Raw genomic sequence first — 15,802 nt, 5'->3', positions numbered from 1 at the left:
GCGATTTTGCGACAACGACATGCGCAAAATCAGGAAACTGAAGCGCAGGAAGCGGATCTCGAAGATCGCGACGCGCTTTGGAAGATCAGCGCAACAATGACAAATCGTCCCAGACGAAAATCAGATTGTCGGAACGCCAGATCGGCCCGGGATCGGTATATTGCCCGATCATGCGACCTCCGAGTGACCGGTAGAACGCGATCGCCGGTTCATTGCCGACCACGACGCCGAGCGCCGCGCTCGAATAACCGAAAGCGGCCAGCAGCGCCACCAGTTCCCGCATGAGGCGGCGGCCAAGCCCCTGCCGCTTCGCCGAGGGGTCGATGTAAAGCGAGCGGATTTCCCCTCGCCCTTCGAAAGCCGGCTCCGATGCAGCGCCGACCGCACCGATGGCAACGAGCCGGTTTCCCTGTTCCGCCAGCAATATGCCCTGATGCCGGCGCGGATTGGCGAGCATTTCGCTCCACCGCGCCCGGCGAAAATCTTCGTCAAGCGTGCGATAGACATTCGCCGGCGCGAGATCGCGATAGGTCTCGCACCAGACCGCACGATGCAGCCTGGCAATAGCGGCTGCATCGTCGACAACAGCTGGTCTGATGGCAATTTCCATGGTCATCCGATGGTCCCGGAAACGGTGTTGCGCAGCGCGCCGACAAGATAGAGAGAACCTGTAACCAGTATCCAGCCGCCACGCTCGGAGGCCTTCTCAAGAGCCCGATCCAGCGCCTTGTGCGGGTCCGGCTCGGCTTCCCCCGCCATTCCCAAAGACCGCCAGATTTCTGCCAGTTCCTCCGCCACGTGGGCGCGGCCAGACCCCGACGCTTCGGTAAATACCGCATCGGAAACGTAGCGGGACAACACGCCCAGAAAACCAGGGGCATCCTTGTCGGAGGCCAGCGCAACGACGGCAACGCATTCGCCGCTAACATCGGACAAACGCGTGATGTCGCGCAGGACAGCCTCGATATTGAACGGCACATGAGCACCATCCATCATCAAGGGCACGGTTTCCCGTCCTCTTCGCAACGCAGCCGGCAGCACGAAATCGAAGCGTTCCATTCGCCCCGGCAACCGCGCCTTGGCGACGACGTCCGGTTGGAGCAGTTCCGGCCCGATGGGTCGCCCCTTCACATCTCCTTCGAGAACGCTTTCGCCTTGTCGGCCGAGATGCTCGAGCACCAGGCCGACCAGCGCGATATTTGTTTCCGCTATCGTCGCATCGCCGGCAAGATCGGTTCGAAGCACATCGCAGCCGAGTTGGTCGGCCCGCTCCTGCAAAACCCGCCCAGCCTCATCGTCAGCGGCAAGCGTGGTCGCAAGCGTTGCGCCGGGCTTCAAGATGCCAACTTTCTCCCGTGCGATCGCTTCGCGCGTCGTGCCGAGAATTTCCGTATGCTCAAGACCGATGTTGGTCACGATTGCAACTTCACCGAAGACCACATTCGTCGAGTCCAGCCTGCCGCCAAGCCCGACCTCGACGACAACCCAGTTCAGCCCGGCATCTCTGAAGACGACGAAGGCAGCAGCCGTGATCACGTCGAACCAGGTCGCATCCTCGCCGGCCGTCGCAGCTTGCTTGGCGCCTTCATAACAGTCGAGGACCTGCATGATCGCTTTTGCAAGAGCCTCGTCATCGACCTCGCTGCCGAGAACGCTGACCCGCTCATTCACCCGGTCGACGTGCGGCGACGCATAACGGCCGACCCGCCAGCCAGCCCGAAGCAATCCTGCTTCGAGAAGTGCACAGACCGACCCCTTGCCTTTGGTGCCGGCGACATGAATGGCGCGAAAACTCCTGTGAGGATCGCCCAACCGCTGCATGAGGTCGAGCATCGGCTCAAGGCCGACGCGCATCTCGCCTCGCGGCTTGCGTTCCCAGTTGGTCAGTTGGTCGAGCCGGGAGAGTGCGGCGGGCAAGCCAGGAGTGGTGGGCTGTGGCATGATATACCTTCATCAAGATATCACGCGAGTGGCGAAAGGTGCCGACGGTCTTCAAAGCGTGCGGACACCCGACCATCTCGCTACATCAAATCAGAAACAATCACTTCCACGCAGCGGCGAACGCCGCAAGATCCTAAATTTGCGGATCAGGTTCCGCCATCAGTTCCTCAACCGATATCCGGTCTTGAAGATCCAGCCGAGAACCGCCAGGCAGAGGATGAGAAAGAGGGAGATGATGGCAAGGCTCAGCACCGGATTGACGTCCGCAATCCCATAGAAGCTCCATCGGAAACCGCTGACGAGATAGAGAACCGGGTTGAGGTGGCTCACCGCCTGCCAGAACGGTGGCAGCATGTTGATCGAATAGAAGCTGCCGCCAAGAAAGGTCAGCGGCGGCACGACCAGCATCGGGATGAGGTTCAGCTGCTCAAAATTCCCGGCCCAAATGCCGATCATGAAACCGAACAGGCTGAACGTTACGGCCGTCAGGACGAAGAACAGGATCATCATGAACGGATGCTCGATCCTGATATCGACGAAGAAACTCGCCGTCGCCAGAATGATCAATCCGATCAGCATGCCCTTGGTCGCAGCCGCGCCGACATAGCCCAGAACGATTTCGGTCATGGCGACGGGCGCCGACAGCACCTCATAGATCGTGCCGGTGAATTTCGGGAAATAGATGCCGAAGGAGCCGTTGCTGATGCACTGGCCAAGCAACGTCAACATGATCAGGCCCGGCGTGATGAAGGCGCCATAAGAAACGCCCTCGACCAGATTGATGCGCGAGCCGATCGCCGCCCCGAACACGATGAAGTAGAGCGAGGTGGAAATAACGGGCGAAACGACGCTCTGCAGCAGCGTGCGACGCGTGCGTGCCATTTCGAACGTGTAGATGGACTTGATCGCTTCGAAGTTCATTTTCCTGCTCCTACCAGCGATACGAAAATATCCTCAAGCGAGCTCTGGCGCGTCGACAGATCCTTGAAATGAATGCCCTCGGCAGCAAGTTTCGACAGCAAAGCGGCAATGCTCGATTGCTCGTTCTGCGCATCGAAATCGTAGATCAGGGTCAGAGCATTTGGCCCGAGCGAAAGCCCGTTGCCTTCAAGACATTGCGGTATGGCCTCCAGCGGCTCATTCAAATCGAGAATAAGCTGCTTGCGGCCGAGCTTGGCCATCAGCGCCTTCTTCTCTTCCACCAGCAGCAGCTGGCCGCCATTGATAACGCCGACACGATCGGCCGCCTCTTCCGCCTCTTCGATATAGTGGGTCGTGAGAATGATCGTGACGCCGGAGGCTCGCAGGCGCTCGACCACATGCCACATATCCTTGCGCAGCGTAACATCCACGCCCGCCGTCGGCTCGTCCAGGAAGAGGATCTCGGGTTCGTGCGACAGCGCCTTGGCGATGAGGACACGCCGCTTCATGCCGCCGGAAAGCTGGCGAAGCATGTTGTCCTTCTTTTCCCATAGCGACAGGTCACGCAGGATCTTCTCTATGTAAGCCGGGTTCGCCTTCTTGCCGTGCAGGCCGCGCGAGAAGCTGACGGTATTCCAGACAGTTTCGAACTGATCCGTCGTCAGCTCCTGCGGCACCAGGCCGATCATGCTGCGGGTGGCGCGGAAATCCCGAACCACGTCGCGACCGCCGACCAACACCGTGCCGCTGCTCGGATTGGCAATCCCGCAGACGATCGAGATCAGCGTCGTCTTGCCGGCACCGTTCGGTCCAAGCAAGGCAAGAATTTCCCCCTGTTCGATATCGAGATCGACACCCTTGAGTGCCTGAAACCCGTTTCCATAGGTTTTGGTGAGACTGCGGATGGAAATGATCGGAGCCATGATGCGGGCAAGTCCGGCCTTGTAATGGTGATGAATATGTCGGCGTTTGCCCGCTATATAGCCGGTTTTACACTTTGACCATCCTATCGAGGCTAAACACAGCGTTCGCTTAAGCCAAATAAGCTGTCATCAAATCGTGACCTTCGTCGGGCATATAGCTCGTTAGGTGAGCAACGTTCGTCGCACTCCGCCCAACGCCTCTTGGCGACGCGTAAGCGCCTATCGTACTGGACGATTTATTGCCTTCGCATTCATATTGCGTGCCTCATTGCAACATGAAGTTTTTTTCTGGCGCAGGCAAGGATTCCCCGTCGTTGCCATGCACCGCTCAAGCCGGCTCGCGCCGGCTTTTTTCTTTTCTGCACGACGTCGAGGGGCGTAATGCGGGCTACCAGCTGCCGTTTACGCCGCAACCGGCCGGCGGCAACGTCTTATGCTCGAAGCGAGCCTTGAGCATCTGGCATCCCTTGTCGCGAATGGGTGTCGGCATCATGGTATTGAGGCCGATACCGACTTCGTCGAAAGGGTCTTCGGCATATGCAACATAGATGTACCAACGACCGCCTATGACGACAACGATGGCAATCAGAGCAGCGATGAGCGCTCTGCCCAGGCTTCTTTTTCGTCTCGGCACGTTTTCCATGAAACCCTCGCTTGCCCTCGATCGGCTTACCTAACCGCGTTTTCGCAGCTAGGTAAATCAGCTTTCGCTCCCGGCAAGTGCGGATGTGTTTCCGGCGAAACGCCAATCACAGGCTGCAGTAGCGCCGGCCACCCTGTCGATCCCGCAGGTCGAAGTGGAAATGGTTCCAGTGTTCGGGATTGCTGCCGGGTCCAAGGACGGTATCGAAATAGCGGCAGCTGTCGGAGCGGACGGCCTTGAGCAAACCACCCTCGCGGAAGGAGAACAGGCCCTTCTTGCGCACGTCGATCACATGACCGTTCTTCAGCACGAAGGTGCCGACATCGATGGCATTGCCATGGGCATGCTCCGACATGGGATTATAACGTTGCCGGCTATTGTTCATGCGCCGGCAGGAGTAGCCGCCCAGCGGAACGATAGTGCCGATGCCGGACCAGTAGCGGGTGCGTGCCGCCGGAGCGAGCTCGTTCTTGACCCATTTCGCAAAGGCAAGCGTCACCTGGCAATTCAAGGTCACCGCGGGGCGAACGGCGATATTGCCGGAAAGTCCGCTCAATGAGACGGGATAGGGAACCTGGCATGCGGGACCGTTCGAAATTGCCGGCTTGTCGGTGTAGATGACGCCCAAACGGCGCAATTCCTGCCGACAGGCGATTTCTGAAGGCGGCATCATGCCCGGTGTCGATTGCGGCGCCTCGAACTGCCGGTCGAGACGGGCAACGGGATTGTCGATGCGCGGCAGCATGGCGACCTGCGTCCCCGGTTGCCGCTGTGGTATCGGCGATCGATTGAGTTCAGCCTGCGCGGCCGATCTTTGAAGAGCGGAACGATTGGTCTGCGTAGGCGCATCCGAGCCGATGCCGTCGACCACCGGCTCATCGGTTGCGCCTTCGGCAATATTCTGCTGCTCCTCCTGCGCCAGCCCGACGACCGATGCGGATCGAGCCTCTTCGGCCGGCCCAACGCCGAGCTCGGCATCCATATTGACGCCCTGTGAAGGAATGTCCGACTGCTGCGCCAGGCCCGTTTCGACATCCGTCGTCGTCACAGCCTCGCCACTGCCGGAGCGGCGTTTGCCGCTCGCATAGTTGTTGGAGGCGGAGACCATCGGGTCCTGAGCGCCGGGATAGGAGAATTGTCTTTGCGAAACGCTGCGATGCGGCTTGATCGAACCGACCCGGGAGGAACTGTCGACATTCGAGGGCGGCACGAGGCTATCGGCCGTGCAGGCGACCAGTGCCGACGACAATAATAACGGCAACAGAGCCCGCCGAAGAATGGGTAAATAGGTCATAGTCCTGATCCGCTGCCCCAGCCACGGTCGGCAACACTTACAAACTCTAAACGGGAACGGTGAACGAAAACTTACCGCAGGAGATCGCTATGTATCCGAATGATCCTTCGTAGCGATGCCGGCACCTGCTTGCCGACGGAAAGCCCCCGCTGAAGCAAGTGCACGGTCTTTCCCATCGCGGCCGGATTGCATAGGCTGGATCGGAATCAGTAGCTGGCAACAGGAGCGAACGAATGAATGACAGCGTCAAACCAAGAGGTGAGCTGACATTGCGCACGCTGGCAATGCCGGCCGACGCCAATCCCGCGGGAGATATCTTCGGCGGCTGGGTCATGGCGCAGATGGACTTGGCGAGCGGCATTCGCGCCGCCGAGCGGGCTCGCGGCCGCGTGGTGACCGCCGCCGTGAAGGAAATGGCTTTCGAACTGCCGGTCAAGATCGGCGATACGCTGAGCGTCTTCACCGACATCGAGCGCGTCGGCCGCACTTCGATCACGCTGAGCGTCGAGGCCTGGGCGCACCGCGCCCGTTACAACACGCTGGAAAAGGTCACGGCCGCCACATTCATCATGGTTGCCCTGGACGAGAACGGCGCTCCGAAGCCTGTACCGACGGAGAGCTGACGATATGGGCGCCGCGCACGCACCGGAAGTTTACGTCTATATCCGAACTGTCATGAGCATGGTGATCGGCCTTTCGCTCGCCCAGCTCCTGACGCGGCTCGCCGGCTTCGTGCAGGCCCCGGGCAAGAACAAGATCTACTTCGTCCACATCGGCTGGGTGCTGTCGATGTTCCTCTACATCATCCATTTCTGGTGGTGGGAATATCGGCTGCAATCGGTGCAGGTCATTACCTTCGCGGTCTATCTTTTCCTGATCTGCTTCTGCTGCCTCTTTTACTTCCTCTGTGTGCTCCTCAATCCGCCGTCGATCGACGAGTATGGCGGCTTTGAGGAATATTTCATCTCCCGCCGCCGCTGGTTCTTCGGCCTGCTCGCCGTAACCTACGCCGTAGACCTCATCGACACGCTGCTGAAGGGGGAAGCCTATTTTCAGTCTCTCGGCTGGGAATATCCGACGCGCAACATCGTCTATTTCGTCCTGTGCATCGTTGCGGCGATCACCGCCAACAGGCGTTTCCAGGCTGCATTCGTGATCCTGGGGTTGATCTACCAGGTCACATGGATCTTCCGTCTCTACGACGTGCTTCCCGGATAGGGTCACGTACTATCCTGTGTAAAACGGCCGCCATTTCGATACTCTGCGTTTCTTGATCAAGACACAGCCATATTGTTCAGATCGATTGTCCTGCGGAAAGTAGGAGGGAGATTCTGGCCTTGACGCTGAAGAGCTATGCATTTGGGTTGGCGCTTGCCGTTTCTTTGCCCCTGCTCGCTCATGCGGAGGATCCTGCGCCCGGCCCGGCCAACACCACCATCGCGCTGAAATATTGGCTGGAATTCGCCAAGCAGGGCAATGCCGCCGCCCAATATGGTCTTGGCTATCGCTACGCCAACGGCCAGGGCGTGGAGCAGGACGATGGCCAGGCCGTCGACTGGTATCAGAAAGCGGCCGACCAGGGTAACGCCCAGGCGCAATATGCCCTCGCCTACATGTACGCCTCCGGTCGTGGCGTCGATGCCGATCAGAAGCAGGCAAACGACTGGTATCTCAAGTCAGCGCAACGCGGCAACGCCGATGCGCAATATGCCATCGGTTATTCCTATGCCAACGGTCGCGGCATGGATGCCGACAACAAGCAAGCCATCAACTGGTATCAGAAATCCGCAGTTCAAGGTCAGGCTCAGGCGCAATACGCCCTGGGCTACATGTACGCCAACGGCTTCGGAGTTCAGCAGGATGCCGCGATCGCCGTCACCTGGTATCGCAAGTCAGCCGACCAGGGTCGCGCGGACGCCCAATACGCTCTCGGCTACATCTATGAAAGCGGCCAGGGCATAACGGCGGACCAGGCAGCAGCCATCGACTGGTACAGGAAGGCCGCGGATCAGGGCGACGGGCAGGGCCTGTATGCCCTTGGCTATGCCTATGCTAACGGCAAGGGCGTGGAACGAAACGATGCCGAAGCCTATTCCTGGTACAAGAGGGCAGCGGAAAAAGGCCGCCCCGACGCGCAATATGCTGTCGGCTACAGCCTCGCCAATGGGCTCGGAGTCGAAAAGGACTACAGGCAGGCGCTTCAATGGTATCGCAAGTCGGCTGACCAGGGGCGATCCGATGCCGAATATGCCCTGGGCTACCTCTATGCCAATGGCCATGGCGTCAAGGTCGACGATCCGACAGCAGTGAGGTGGTATCGCAAATCGGCGACGCAAGGAGACGCGCAAGGCGAATACGCCCTCGCCTACATGTACGCCGGCGGACGCGGCGTTGCGAGGGACTACCACACGGCCTTCGAATGGTACGGGAAGTCCGCGGCTCAGGGTCACGCCGAGGCGCAATATGCGCTCGGTTACATGTATGACAACGGTCAGGCGACGACCGCTGACAAGGCGGCAGCGGCAGACTGGTATCGCAAGGCGGCCGATCAGAACAATCCGCAGGGGCAATACGCCCTCGCCTATCTTTACTATCACGGCGACGGTGTGCCGAAGGATTACGCCCAGGCTGCCGACCTGTTTCGCAAAGCGGCGGGACAAGGCGACGCACGCGCGGAATATGGCCTTGGATATCTGTATTATAACGGCTACGGAGTAGCCAAGGATACCGCAATCGCCGCGGAGTGGTTCAACAAGGCGGCCGCGAAGGGATTGCCGGAGGCTCAGCACGGGCTCAGCTACATGGAAGCCAACGGCGACGGCCCCATCCCGGATCTCGGACCATCGGGTGAAGGGCGAACGAGCGGCAAGAATACCGGTGGATCGTCAGGTTGGGCCGTCTTTCACCTGTTGATGGCGCTTCTGCCGTAACCGCGGCAAATGCATTGATATCGATCCAGAGAATCATCGACTGAGGGGTAGATCGTGAATTGGAAGAAGGGAGCAACAGGATTGCTCTTCGCATTGGCATCCGTCAGCACCGCCCATGCCGATGTCGGCCGGAACACCTACGATCGCGGAAACTTCAGATCGACCCTCGACTATTTGCGTCCCCTGGCGAACCAGGGCGATGCCAACGCCCAGATGAAACTCGGCCAGATGTACGAGGAAGGCAACGGTGTCGCGAGAAATCTCGCGCTGGCGTTCAGCTGGTACAAAAAGGCGGCCGACCAGGGCCGTGCCGAGGCACAATTCAATATCGGCACCATGTATGACCAGGGCGAAGGGGTGGCCGTAGACAAAAACCAGGCGATCGAGTGGTACAAGAAGGCCGCGGCACAAGGCCATTCCAACGCACAATACAATCTGGCCGTCATGTACGATACGGGTGAAGGTATCCCCCAGGACAAGGCGCAGGCTTTCGTCTGGTATCGCAAGGCGGCGGAACAGGGAGATATCGACGCGCAGTATAATGTTGGCGTCATGTACGATCAGGGAGACGGCACGAGCAAGGACAAGAGCCAGGCCCTCGTCTGGTATCTGAAGGCTGCCGACCAGGGTAAGGTCGAGGCGCAATACAATCTCGGCATCATGTATCGCGATGGCGAAGGCGTCGGAAAGGACGGCCCGAAAGCTCTCTTCTGGTTCAGCAAGGCGGCCGATCAGGGAGACGCGGACGCCCAATATAATATCGGTGCGATGTATGCCGACGGCGACGGGATAAAGCAGAACGATCCCGAAGCGATCATCTGGTTTCTGAAGGCCGCAGGGCAGGATAATGTCGAAGCCGAATACAATCTCGGCGTGATGTTCCGCGACGGCGAAGGCGTCGCCAGGAACGCGACCCAGGCCATCTTCTGGTTCAAGCGGGCGGCCGAGCATCAATATGCCGATGCAGCCAACAATCTCGGCGCGATGTATCGCGACGGCGACGGCGTCCCGGTCGATCCGGGCAAGGCCCAGGAGTGGTTCCGCAAGGCAAAGAGCCTTGGCTATCAGGGCGACAGCGACGACGACCAAAGCGCGCCCTCGAACACAAGCAGCATCCCGATCTGAGCAGATCGGAGGGATCGGCAACTAGCCACTCCATTTGTCGATGGCGCAGCCCTCATTCGCTGCCGAATCTCGGCAAGCCATGCTATTTCCTGCAACCTGAAGCACGCTGCGCTGCGACCGGCAGGAGCAGGTGTTGCAAGTTGGGGGAATCATGAGTTCTGCAGCATCGGACGATCGAACGGCTTCCTTGCCTCCGCGCCATTTCTGGCGACGGTTTGGTGCCTATGCGATCGACATCGTCATCTTCCAGATTGTCTTCATCCTGCTGTTTCTCGCTCTGTCCGTCGTGACATCCCGGGATCTCACACTGCCGTTCCTCCAGAAGCAACAATGCGCTGAAACGACGTCCGGGCCGCTCATTCCGAAAATAGAAGCCGAGTGGCCGCTGCAATCAGGCGAAGTGAGAAGCAACCAGCTGTGTCGCATCTCCTGGCTTGGCAGTGAGGGATACACCATCTTCGTTTCGAAGGTCGCTTCGCAGCACGGAAAGACGACGTCCGTACGCTCGGTCGCAGTCCCGGTAGACAAGAAGGGAGATCCGGTCGATCCAAGCGTTGTCACCAGGCCGACATCCAGCATCGTCCTTCTGCTGTTGCCTGTAATCTTTGCCTTCTGTTCGGCAGGCACGAGACGAACGCCCGGCAAGCGCCTGCTCTCGCTACGCGTGAAGACGCTCGAAGACTTTCCCCTGCCCCTCAGTCTGGCAACGAAGCGGGAGATATTTAAATTTCTGCCGCTCATGCTCATCGCGATCGTCGACCTCGCGAGCCTGCTTCTCGTAAGACCGCTATCGCAGCCGATCGAGCAGTTGATCCAGCAGGCGCGCGATTTGAATCTTCTGTCCACGAGCGGTGTTTTCGCCCTGACTGGCGCATTGACGCCGATGCTGTTCGTTTTCGCGCTCATCTGGTGGGTCTATCCGCTGGTCGTGTGGCGTGGGCAAACTTTCTACGACCGTTTCTGCGACACGAAAGTCGTCAGGGATTGACTCACCCCCCTGAGATACGGGGATTGCCTTGCTGGTGAGGGGCATGACAGACTGCGGCAGGGCCGGAACATGCTTTGCTTCTTCTTCCTTTCAGAGGTTAGATCGCCGTGAATCCGAAATATGCCGCACTTCCTTCCTCGTTTCGCATGGCGTTGCTCGCCGCAATCGTCGTTGTGCCGCTGTCGCCTCTGCCGCTGGCGGCAACGCCGGCAGAGGCCGCGCCCGGCTTGTGCTGGTCGCTGCTGCAGAGCAAATTCGGCCCCCAGATCGAGAAATCGGTAAACGAAGCCGACCCCTGCAAGAAGCTGCCGGGGGTCGATCATAAGGAGAAATTCGAGGTAAAGTCGCTCGACGTCTGCGATGGCCCGAACGGTGGCGTGCAGATCAATGCTCACGCAGATATGGTCTGCAAGTCGCACGGCGTGCTGAAGGCGACCGTCAAAGGCGAACTCGACGCATCCATGACAGTTGATGTCGGCGCATGCCACATCACCGATCTCCATCTCGGCATCAACGGCCCGATCGGCGAACTCATATCATCTGTCGGCGGGCTGCAGGATCTCGCCCGCGGTTTCGCGCAGGCGAAGATTTCGGAGGTATGCGGCAAGTAAGGGAGAAGCCGGTCGCTTCAACCGGCTTCCTTTAGGCTGGATGTCGAGACGGCTCAGGTTTGCGCGACACCATCCGCTGAGCCAGCGCTCTTGCCGCCGAAACGAACACCCTTCTTCTCGAAGCCAAAGCCGGCAAAGATAGCCACGACGACAGCGACGATGCAGGCCACGACCAACAGCGCGAGGGCATAGTCGCCGCCCCATCTCTTCGCCAGCCCAGCCTGGATCGAAGCATTGCCCGACGCCAGCAGGTTGCCGAGCTGATACGCGAAGCCGGGAAATGTGCCGCGCACCTCATCCGGTGACAATTCGTTCAGATGCACGGGAATGATACCCCAAGCGCCCTGCACGAAAAGCTGCATCAGGAATGCGCCGATCGCAAGCATCACCGGCCCGTGCCCATAGACCCAGAGCGGCGCGGCGGGGATCGCCAAGAGGGCAGCAATGACGATGGTTCGACGCCTGCCGATACGCTCGGACAGCGTGCCGAAGGACAGACCTCCGACAATCGCACCGATATTATAGACGATCGCGATGGCCCCGACCGTATAGGAATCATACTGCCTCTGGGTTTCGAGGAAGGTGGGGTAGAGATCCTGCGTGCCGTGGCTGAAGAAATTGAAGGCCGTCATCAACAGGACGGCCCAGATGAACAACGGGATGTTCTCGCGCAGCACGGTGAGGAACGGCCGCTGCGGCTTGGATTGCCGCTGCACGAAAGCCGGCGATTCCTGCACGTTGCGCCTGATATAGAGCACCAGCAGCGCCGGGACCGCCCCGACCATGAACATGCCGCGCCAACCGATGATCGGGAATAGCAGGAAGAAGACGATCGACGCGATCAGATAGCCGGAGGGATAGCCCGCCTGCAGGATACCCGAGACGAGGCCGCGCGACTCCTCGGGAATGGTCTCCATCGTCAGCGATGCACCAACGCCCCATTCGCCGCCCATGGCAACGCCGAAGAGTGCCCGAAGGACGAGGAACATGGTCAGTCCCGTCGAAAAGCCGGTCAGGAACTCGAAGACCGAATAGAGCAGCACGTCGATCATCAGCGTGACACGCCGGCCGTAACGGTCGGCCGCAAGACCAAAGATCAGCGCGCCAATCGGACGCATGGCCAGGGTGAGAAAAATCGCGACGGCAACCGCCGGCACGTCCGTGTGAAATTCCTCGGCTATGTGTTTGAGAACGAATACCAATATGAAGAAATCGAAAGCATCCAGCGTCCAGCCGAGATAGGCCGCGATGACGGTGTTTCGTTGCTGAGGGGACAAGGAATGTAAGCTATCCAATGCGGTCATCATGATCCTCCGACCGGATGGCGGCGGCGAGGCGGGCAATACCGGATGCCGTCGAAAGCTGGGGGAGCCCGGCACTGACCGGGCATGTCGACGCTGCAGCCGGCTCCTCCTGTGGCGCCTGCGAGGATCGCGCTATGCGGACTTTCAGATCAGCGCTAACGCATCGGCCGCCTTCAGGTTGTAACATATTTAACATGGTCGACGAACGGAAAAATCTACCATTTTGTTTCCCTTTTGTACCCTTTGCCCCTTCACATCTGTGCGATCTGCCTCCATATTCGCCGCATGGCCAAATCACCGAAAAAACCCTCCGCCCCGACCGGTTTCGAAGAGGCGCCGCAGGCACCGTTTGAAGGTGCGCCGCTCAGCGGCAGCGTTGCCGATTGGGTGAAGCAGCTCGAGGCCGACGCCGAAATGTCCGGCATCGAGACGCAGCGCGAGATTGCCTCCAAAGCTGGCAAGCATCGCAAGAAGGTGGAAATCGCAGCTTCGAAGTCGGGGCGCGGCACGTCCATGGGCGGTTCGACGGATCCGAAGACACGAGCCGCGGCCGGCCTCAATCCGGTTGCTGGCCTGGATATCGCGCTCGAAGATGCCGACAAGATCGCCACCAGCGGCGTAACGGCCACGGTGGAAGCGCTGTCGAAGCTGATCGAGAGCGGCAACCCTCTCTTCAAGGATGGCAAGCTCTGGACGCCGCATCGCCCTACCCGGCCGGCGAAATCCGAAGGCGGCATCCAGATCCGCATGGCCTCGGAATATCAGCCCGCTGGCGACCAGCCGACCGCGATCCGCGACCTTGTCGAAGGCCTAGAGAATGGCGACCGCAGCCAGGTGCTGCTCGGCGTTACCGGCTCCGGCAAGACGTTTACAATGGCCAAGGTGATCGAGGCGACGCAGCGCCCCGCCGTCATCCTCGCGCCCAACAAGACGCTGGCCGCTCAGCTCTATTCCGAATTCAAGAATTTCTTCCCCGACAACGCAGTCGAGTATTTCGTCTCCTACTACGACTATTACCAGCCGGAAGCCTACGTACCGCGCTCGGATACCTTCATCGAGAAGGAAAGCTCGATCAACGAGCAGATCGACCGCATGCGCCACTCGGCGACGCGCTCGCTGCTGGAGCGTGACGATTGCATCATCGTCGCCTCGGTCTCCTGCATCTACGGTATCGGCTCGGTCGAAACCTATACGGCGATGACTTTCCAGATGAACGTCGGCGACCGTCTGGACCAGCGCCAGCTTCTGGCCGACCTCGTGGCGCAGCAATACAAGCGCCGCGATATGGATTTCATCCGCGGTTCCTTCCGCGTCCGCGGCGACACGATCGAAATCTTCCCGGCCCACTTGGAGGACGCTGCCTGGCGCATCTCCATGTTCGGCGACGAGATCGACGCCATCACCGAATTCGACCCGCTGACCGGCCAGAAAACCGGCGACCTGAAGTCGGTGAAGATCTACGCCAATTCGCACTATGTGACGCCGCGCCCGACGCTGAACGGCGCCATCAAGGCGATCAAGGAAGAGCTGAAAATCCGGCTCGCCGAGCTGGAAAAAGCCGGCCGCCTGCTCGAAGCGCAGCGCTTGGAGCAGCGCACTCGCTACGACGTCGAAATGCTTGAAGCCACCGGCTCCTGCGCCGGCATCGAGAACTATTCGCGCTATCTGACCGGCCGCAATCCCGGCGAGCCGCCGCCGACGCTATTCGAATATATTCCCGATAACGCGCTGCTGTTCATCGATGAAAGCCACGTCTCGGTGAGCCAGATCGGCGGCATGTACCGAGGCGACTTCCGGCGCAAGGCGACGCTGGCCGAATACGGCTTCCGCCTGCCCTCCTGCATGGACAACCGACCGCTGCGCTTCGAGGAATGGGACGCCATGCGCCCGGACACGATCGCGGTTTCTGCTACACCGGGCAGCTGGGAAATGGAACAATCCGGCGGTGTCTTCGCCGAACAGGTCATCCGCCCCACAGGCCTCATCGACCCGCCGGTCGAGGTCCGCTCTGCCCGCACCCAGGTCGACGACGTGCTCGGCGAGATCCGCGAAACTGCCGCCAAGGGCTATCGCACCCTCTGCACAGTCCTTACCAAGCGCATGGCCGAGGATCTTACGGAGTATCTCCACGAACAGGGCGTGCGCGTGCGCTACATGCACTCCGATATCGACACGCTGGAGCGTATCGAGATCATCCGCGACCTTCGCCTCGGCGCCTTCGACGTGCTCGTCGGCATCAACCTGCTGCGCGAAGGTCTCGACATTCCCGAATGCGGCTTCGTGGCCATCCTCGATGCCGACAAGGAAGGCTTCCTCCGTTCGGAAACTTCGCTCATCCAGACCATCGGCCGCGCCGCGCGTAACGTCGACGGCAAGGTCATCCTCTATGCCGATACGATCACTGGTTCGATGAAGCGGGCGATGGATGAGACCAGCCGCCGCCGCGAGAAGCAGATGGCTTTCAACCTCGAAAACGGCATCACACCGGAATCGGTGAAGGCAAAAATCTCGGATATTCTCGACAGCGTCTATGAGAAGGACCATGTCCGCGCCGATATCGGCGGCGCCTCCGGCAAGGGTTTTGCCGATGGCGGTCATCTGGTCGGCAACAACCTGCAGGCCCATCTCAACGCGCTGGAAAAATCCATGCGCGATGCCGCCGCCGACCTGGATTTCGAAAAGGCCGCGAGACTGCGCGATGAGATCAAGCGCCTCAAGGCCGTCGAACTTGCCGCAATGGACGATCCCCTAGCCCGCGAGGAGGCGAAGAGCCTCGAAAGCCGCGGCGCGTCGAGCAAGCGCGCAGCGCCAGAATCTGAGGCATCCCGCTCCTATTTCGCCAAGCCGAACCTTGATGAAATGGGACCGGGCAGCGATGCCGGCACACCGCTTTTCCGCAAGAACACGCTGGACGAAATGACCGTCGGCCGCACCGAAAAGCCGGTAACCGGCAAGGTGCCGGACAAGCCGGTGATCCGCGCCAAACCCGGCGTCGGCTCCTACGAGGATCCGGTGGACGAGAAGCAGCGCAAGGGCCGAACGAAGGGGAAGACCGGACGGCCCGGACGCTAAGACTGCTGTCGCCGGCCGGTTGGAACTGTGGTTCTTGATGAGCAGTGCTC

The 15,802-nt window shown here is 60.0% G+C and carries 14 protein-coding genes; 7 read left to right on the top strand and 7 right to left on the bottom strand.

Translation table 11 applies throughout. From position 1 onward, the window contains the following. Positions 1-85 precede the first annotated feature (85 nt). From GGD46_RS11820 to GGD46_RS11795, 6 genes are all read right to left on the bottom strand, one after another. Entirely contained in the window at positions 86-616 is a 531-nt protein-coding gene (locus tag GGD46_RS11820; protein WP_246806278.1) for a GNAT family N-acetyltransferase, read from the bottom strand. Further along, positions 613-1,941 carry a bifunctional folylpolyglutamate synthase/dihydrofolate synthase gene (locus tag GGD46_RS11815; RefSeq protein ID WP_246806277.1) on the bottom strand — a complete coding sequence of 443 codons (1,329 nt, stop codon included), beginning with the start codon at positions 1,939-1,941 and terminating at the stop codon, positions 613-615. Before GGD46_RS11815 ends, GGD46_RS11820 begins: the two co-directional genes overlap by 4 nt. Before the next feature lie 159 nt (positions 1,942-2,100). After that, the gene (locus tag GGD46_RS11810; RefSeq protein WP_184703956.1) at positions 2,101-2,862 is read right to left on the bottom strand and encodes an ABC transporter permease; all 762 of its coding nucleotides are present in this window, start codon (positions 2,860-2,862) and stop codon (positions 2,101-2,103) included. After that, the gene (locus GGD46_RS11805) at positions 2,859-3,785 is read right to left on the bottom strand and encodes an ABC transporter ATP-binding protein (protein WP_184703955.1); all 927 of its coding nucleotides are present in this window, start codon (positions 3,783-3,785) and stop codon (positions 2,859-2,861) included. The genes GGD46_RS11810 and GGD46_RS11805 overlap by 4 nt, the downstream gene beginning before the upstream one ends. Before the next feature lie 388 nt (positions 3,786-4,173). After that, positions 4,174-4,428 carry a hypothetical protein gene (locus GGD46_RS11800; RefSeq protein ID WP_184703954.1) on the bottom strand — a complete coding sequence of 85 codons (255 nt, stop codon included), beginning with the start codon at positions 4,426-4,428 and terminating at the stop codon, positions 4,174-4,176. A gap of 106 nt (positions 4,429-4,534) precedes the next feature. Next, positions 4,535-5,722, bottom strand: coding sequence for an extensin family protein (locus GGD46_RS11795; RefSeq protein ID WP_184703953.1), 1,188 nt, complete (start codon positions 5,720-5,722; stop codon positions 4,535-4,537). Positions 5,723-5,955: 233 nt separating this feature from the next. On the opposite strand from GGD46_RS11795, the gene GGD46_RS11790 reads away from it, so the two are divergent. From GGD46_RS11790 to GGD46_RS11765, 6 genes are all read left to right on the top strand, one after another. After that, on the top strand, positions 5,956-6,345 hold the full coding sequence (locus GGD46_RS11790) for an acyl-CoA thioesterase (RefSeq protein WP_184703952.1): 390 nt from the start codon (positions 5,956-5,958) through the stop codon (positions 6,343-6,345). 4 nt (positions 6,346-6,349) lie between these two features. Then, positions 6,350-6,940, top strand: coding sequence for a hypothetical protein (locus GGD46_RS11785; RefSeq protein WP_184703951.1), 591 nt, complete (start codon positions 6,350-6,352; stop codon positions 6,938-6,940). 119 nt (positions 6,941-7,059) lie between these two features. Beyond that, a complete protein-coding gene (locus GGD46_RS11780) occupies positions 7,060-8,652 on the top strand; it encodes an SEL1-like repeat protein (RefSeq protein WP_184703950.1) in 1,593 nt (530 codons plus the stop codon). 54 nt (positions 8,653-8,706) lie between these two features. Next, the gene (locus tag GGD46_RS11775) at positions 8,707-9,777 is read left to right on the top strand and encodes a tetratricopeptide repeat protein (RefSeq protein WP_184703949.1); all 1,071 of its coding nucleotides are present in this window, start codon (positions 8,707-8,709) and stop codon (positions 9,775-9,777) included. Between the two features lie 151 nt (positions 9,778-9,928). Then, positions 9,929-10,765: an RDD family protein gene (locus GGD46_RS11770; RefSeq protein ID WP_184703948.1), complete on the top strand. Its 837-nt coding sequence runs from the start codon at positions 9,929-9,931 to the stop codon at positions 10,763-10,765. A gap of 107 nt (positions 10,766-10,872) precedes the next feature. Next, a complete protein-coding gene (locus tag GGD46_RS11765) occupies positions 10,873-11,376 on the top strand; it encodes a hypothetical protein (RefSeq protein WP_313206295.1) in 504 nt (167 codons plus the stop codon). 53 nt (positions 11,377-11,429) lie between these two features. Here GGD46_RS11765 and GGD46_RS11760 read toward each other — a convergent pair whose 3' ends face one another. After that, positions 11,430-12,680, bottom strand: coding sequence for an MFS transporter (locus GGD46_RS11760; RefSeq protein ID WP_184704262.1), 1,251 nt, complete (start codon positions 12,678-12,680; stop codon positions 11,430-11,432). A gap of 285 nt (positions 12,681-12,965) precedes the next feature. Here GGD46_RS11760 and uvrB point away from each other — a divergent pair, with 285 nt between their 5' ends. Next, on the top strand, positions 12,966-15,752 hold the full coding sequence (uvrB, locus tag GGD46_RS11755; protein ID WP_184703947.1) for an excinuclease ABC subunit UvrB: 2,787 nt from the start codon (positions 12,966-12,968) through the stop codon (positions 15,750-15,752). The last annotated feature ends 50 nt before the right edge of the window (positions 15,753-15,802 follow it).

The organism is Martinezella lusitana (assembly GCF_014207095.1).
GTDB lineage: Bacteria > Pseudomonadota > Alphaproteobacteria > Rhizobiales > Rhizobiaceae > Rhizobium > Rhizobium lusitanum_B.
This window is presented reverse-complemented; position numbering and strand designations above follow the sequence as displayed.

Excerpts from the sequence above, each read along its gene's own strand:
- GGD46_RS11820 (WP_246806278.1), bottom strand. The coding sequence starts at position 616 with ATGACCATGGAAATTGCCATCAGACCAGCTGTTGTCGACGATGCAGCC.
- GGD46_RS11815 (WP_246806277.1), bottom strand. The coding sequence starts at position 1,941 with ATGCCACAGCCCACCACTCCTGGCTTGCCCGCCGCACTCTCCCGGCTC.
- GGD46_RS11810 (WP_184703956.1), bottom strand. The coding sequence starts at position 2,862 with ATGAACTTCGAAGCGATCAAGTCCATCTACACGTTCGAAATGGCACGC.
- GGD46_RS11805 (WP_184703955.1), bottom strand. The coding sequence starts at position 3,785 with ATGGCTCCGATCATTTCCATCCGCAGTCTCACCAAAACCTATGGAAAC.
- GGD46_RS11800 (WP_184703954.1), bottom strand. The coding sequence starts at position 4,428 with ATGGAAAACGTGCCGAGACGAAAAAGAAGCCTGGGCAGAGCGCTCATC.
- GGD46_RS11795 (WP_184703953.1), bottom strand. The coding sequence starts at position 5,722 with ATGACCTATTTACCCATTCTTCGGCGGGCTCTGTTGCCGTTATTATTG.
- GGD46_RS11790 (WP_184703952.1), top strand. The coding sequence starts at position 5,956 with ATGAATGACAGCGTCAAACCAAGAGGTGAGCTGACATTGCGCACGCTG.
- GGD46_RS11785 (WP_184703951.1), top strand. The coding sequence starts at position 6,350 with ATGGGCGCCGCGCACGCACCGGAAGTTTACGTCTATATCCGAACTGTC.
- GGD46_RS11770 (WP_184703948.1), top strand. The coding sequence starts at position 9,929 with ATGAGTTCTGCAGCATCGGACGATCGAACGGCTTCCTTGCCTCCGCGC.
- GGD46_RS11760 (WP_184704262.1), bottom strand. The coding sequence starts at position 12,680 with ATGACCGCATTGGATAGCTTACATTCCTTGTCCCCTCAGCAACGAAAC.
- uvrB (WP_184703947.1), top strand. The coding sequence starts at position 12,966 with ATGGCCAAATCACCGAAAAAACCCTCCGCCCCGACCGGTTTCGAAGAG.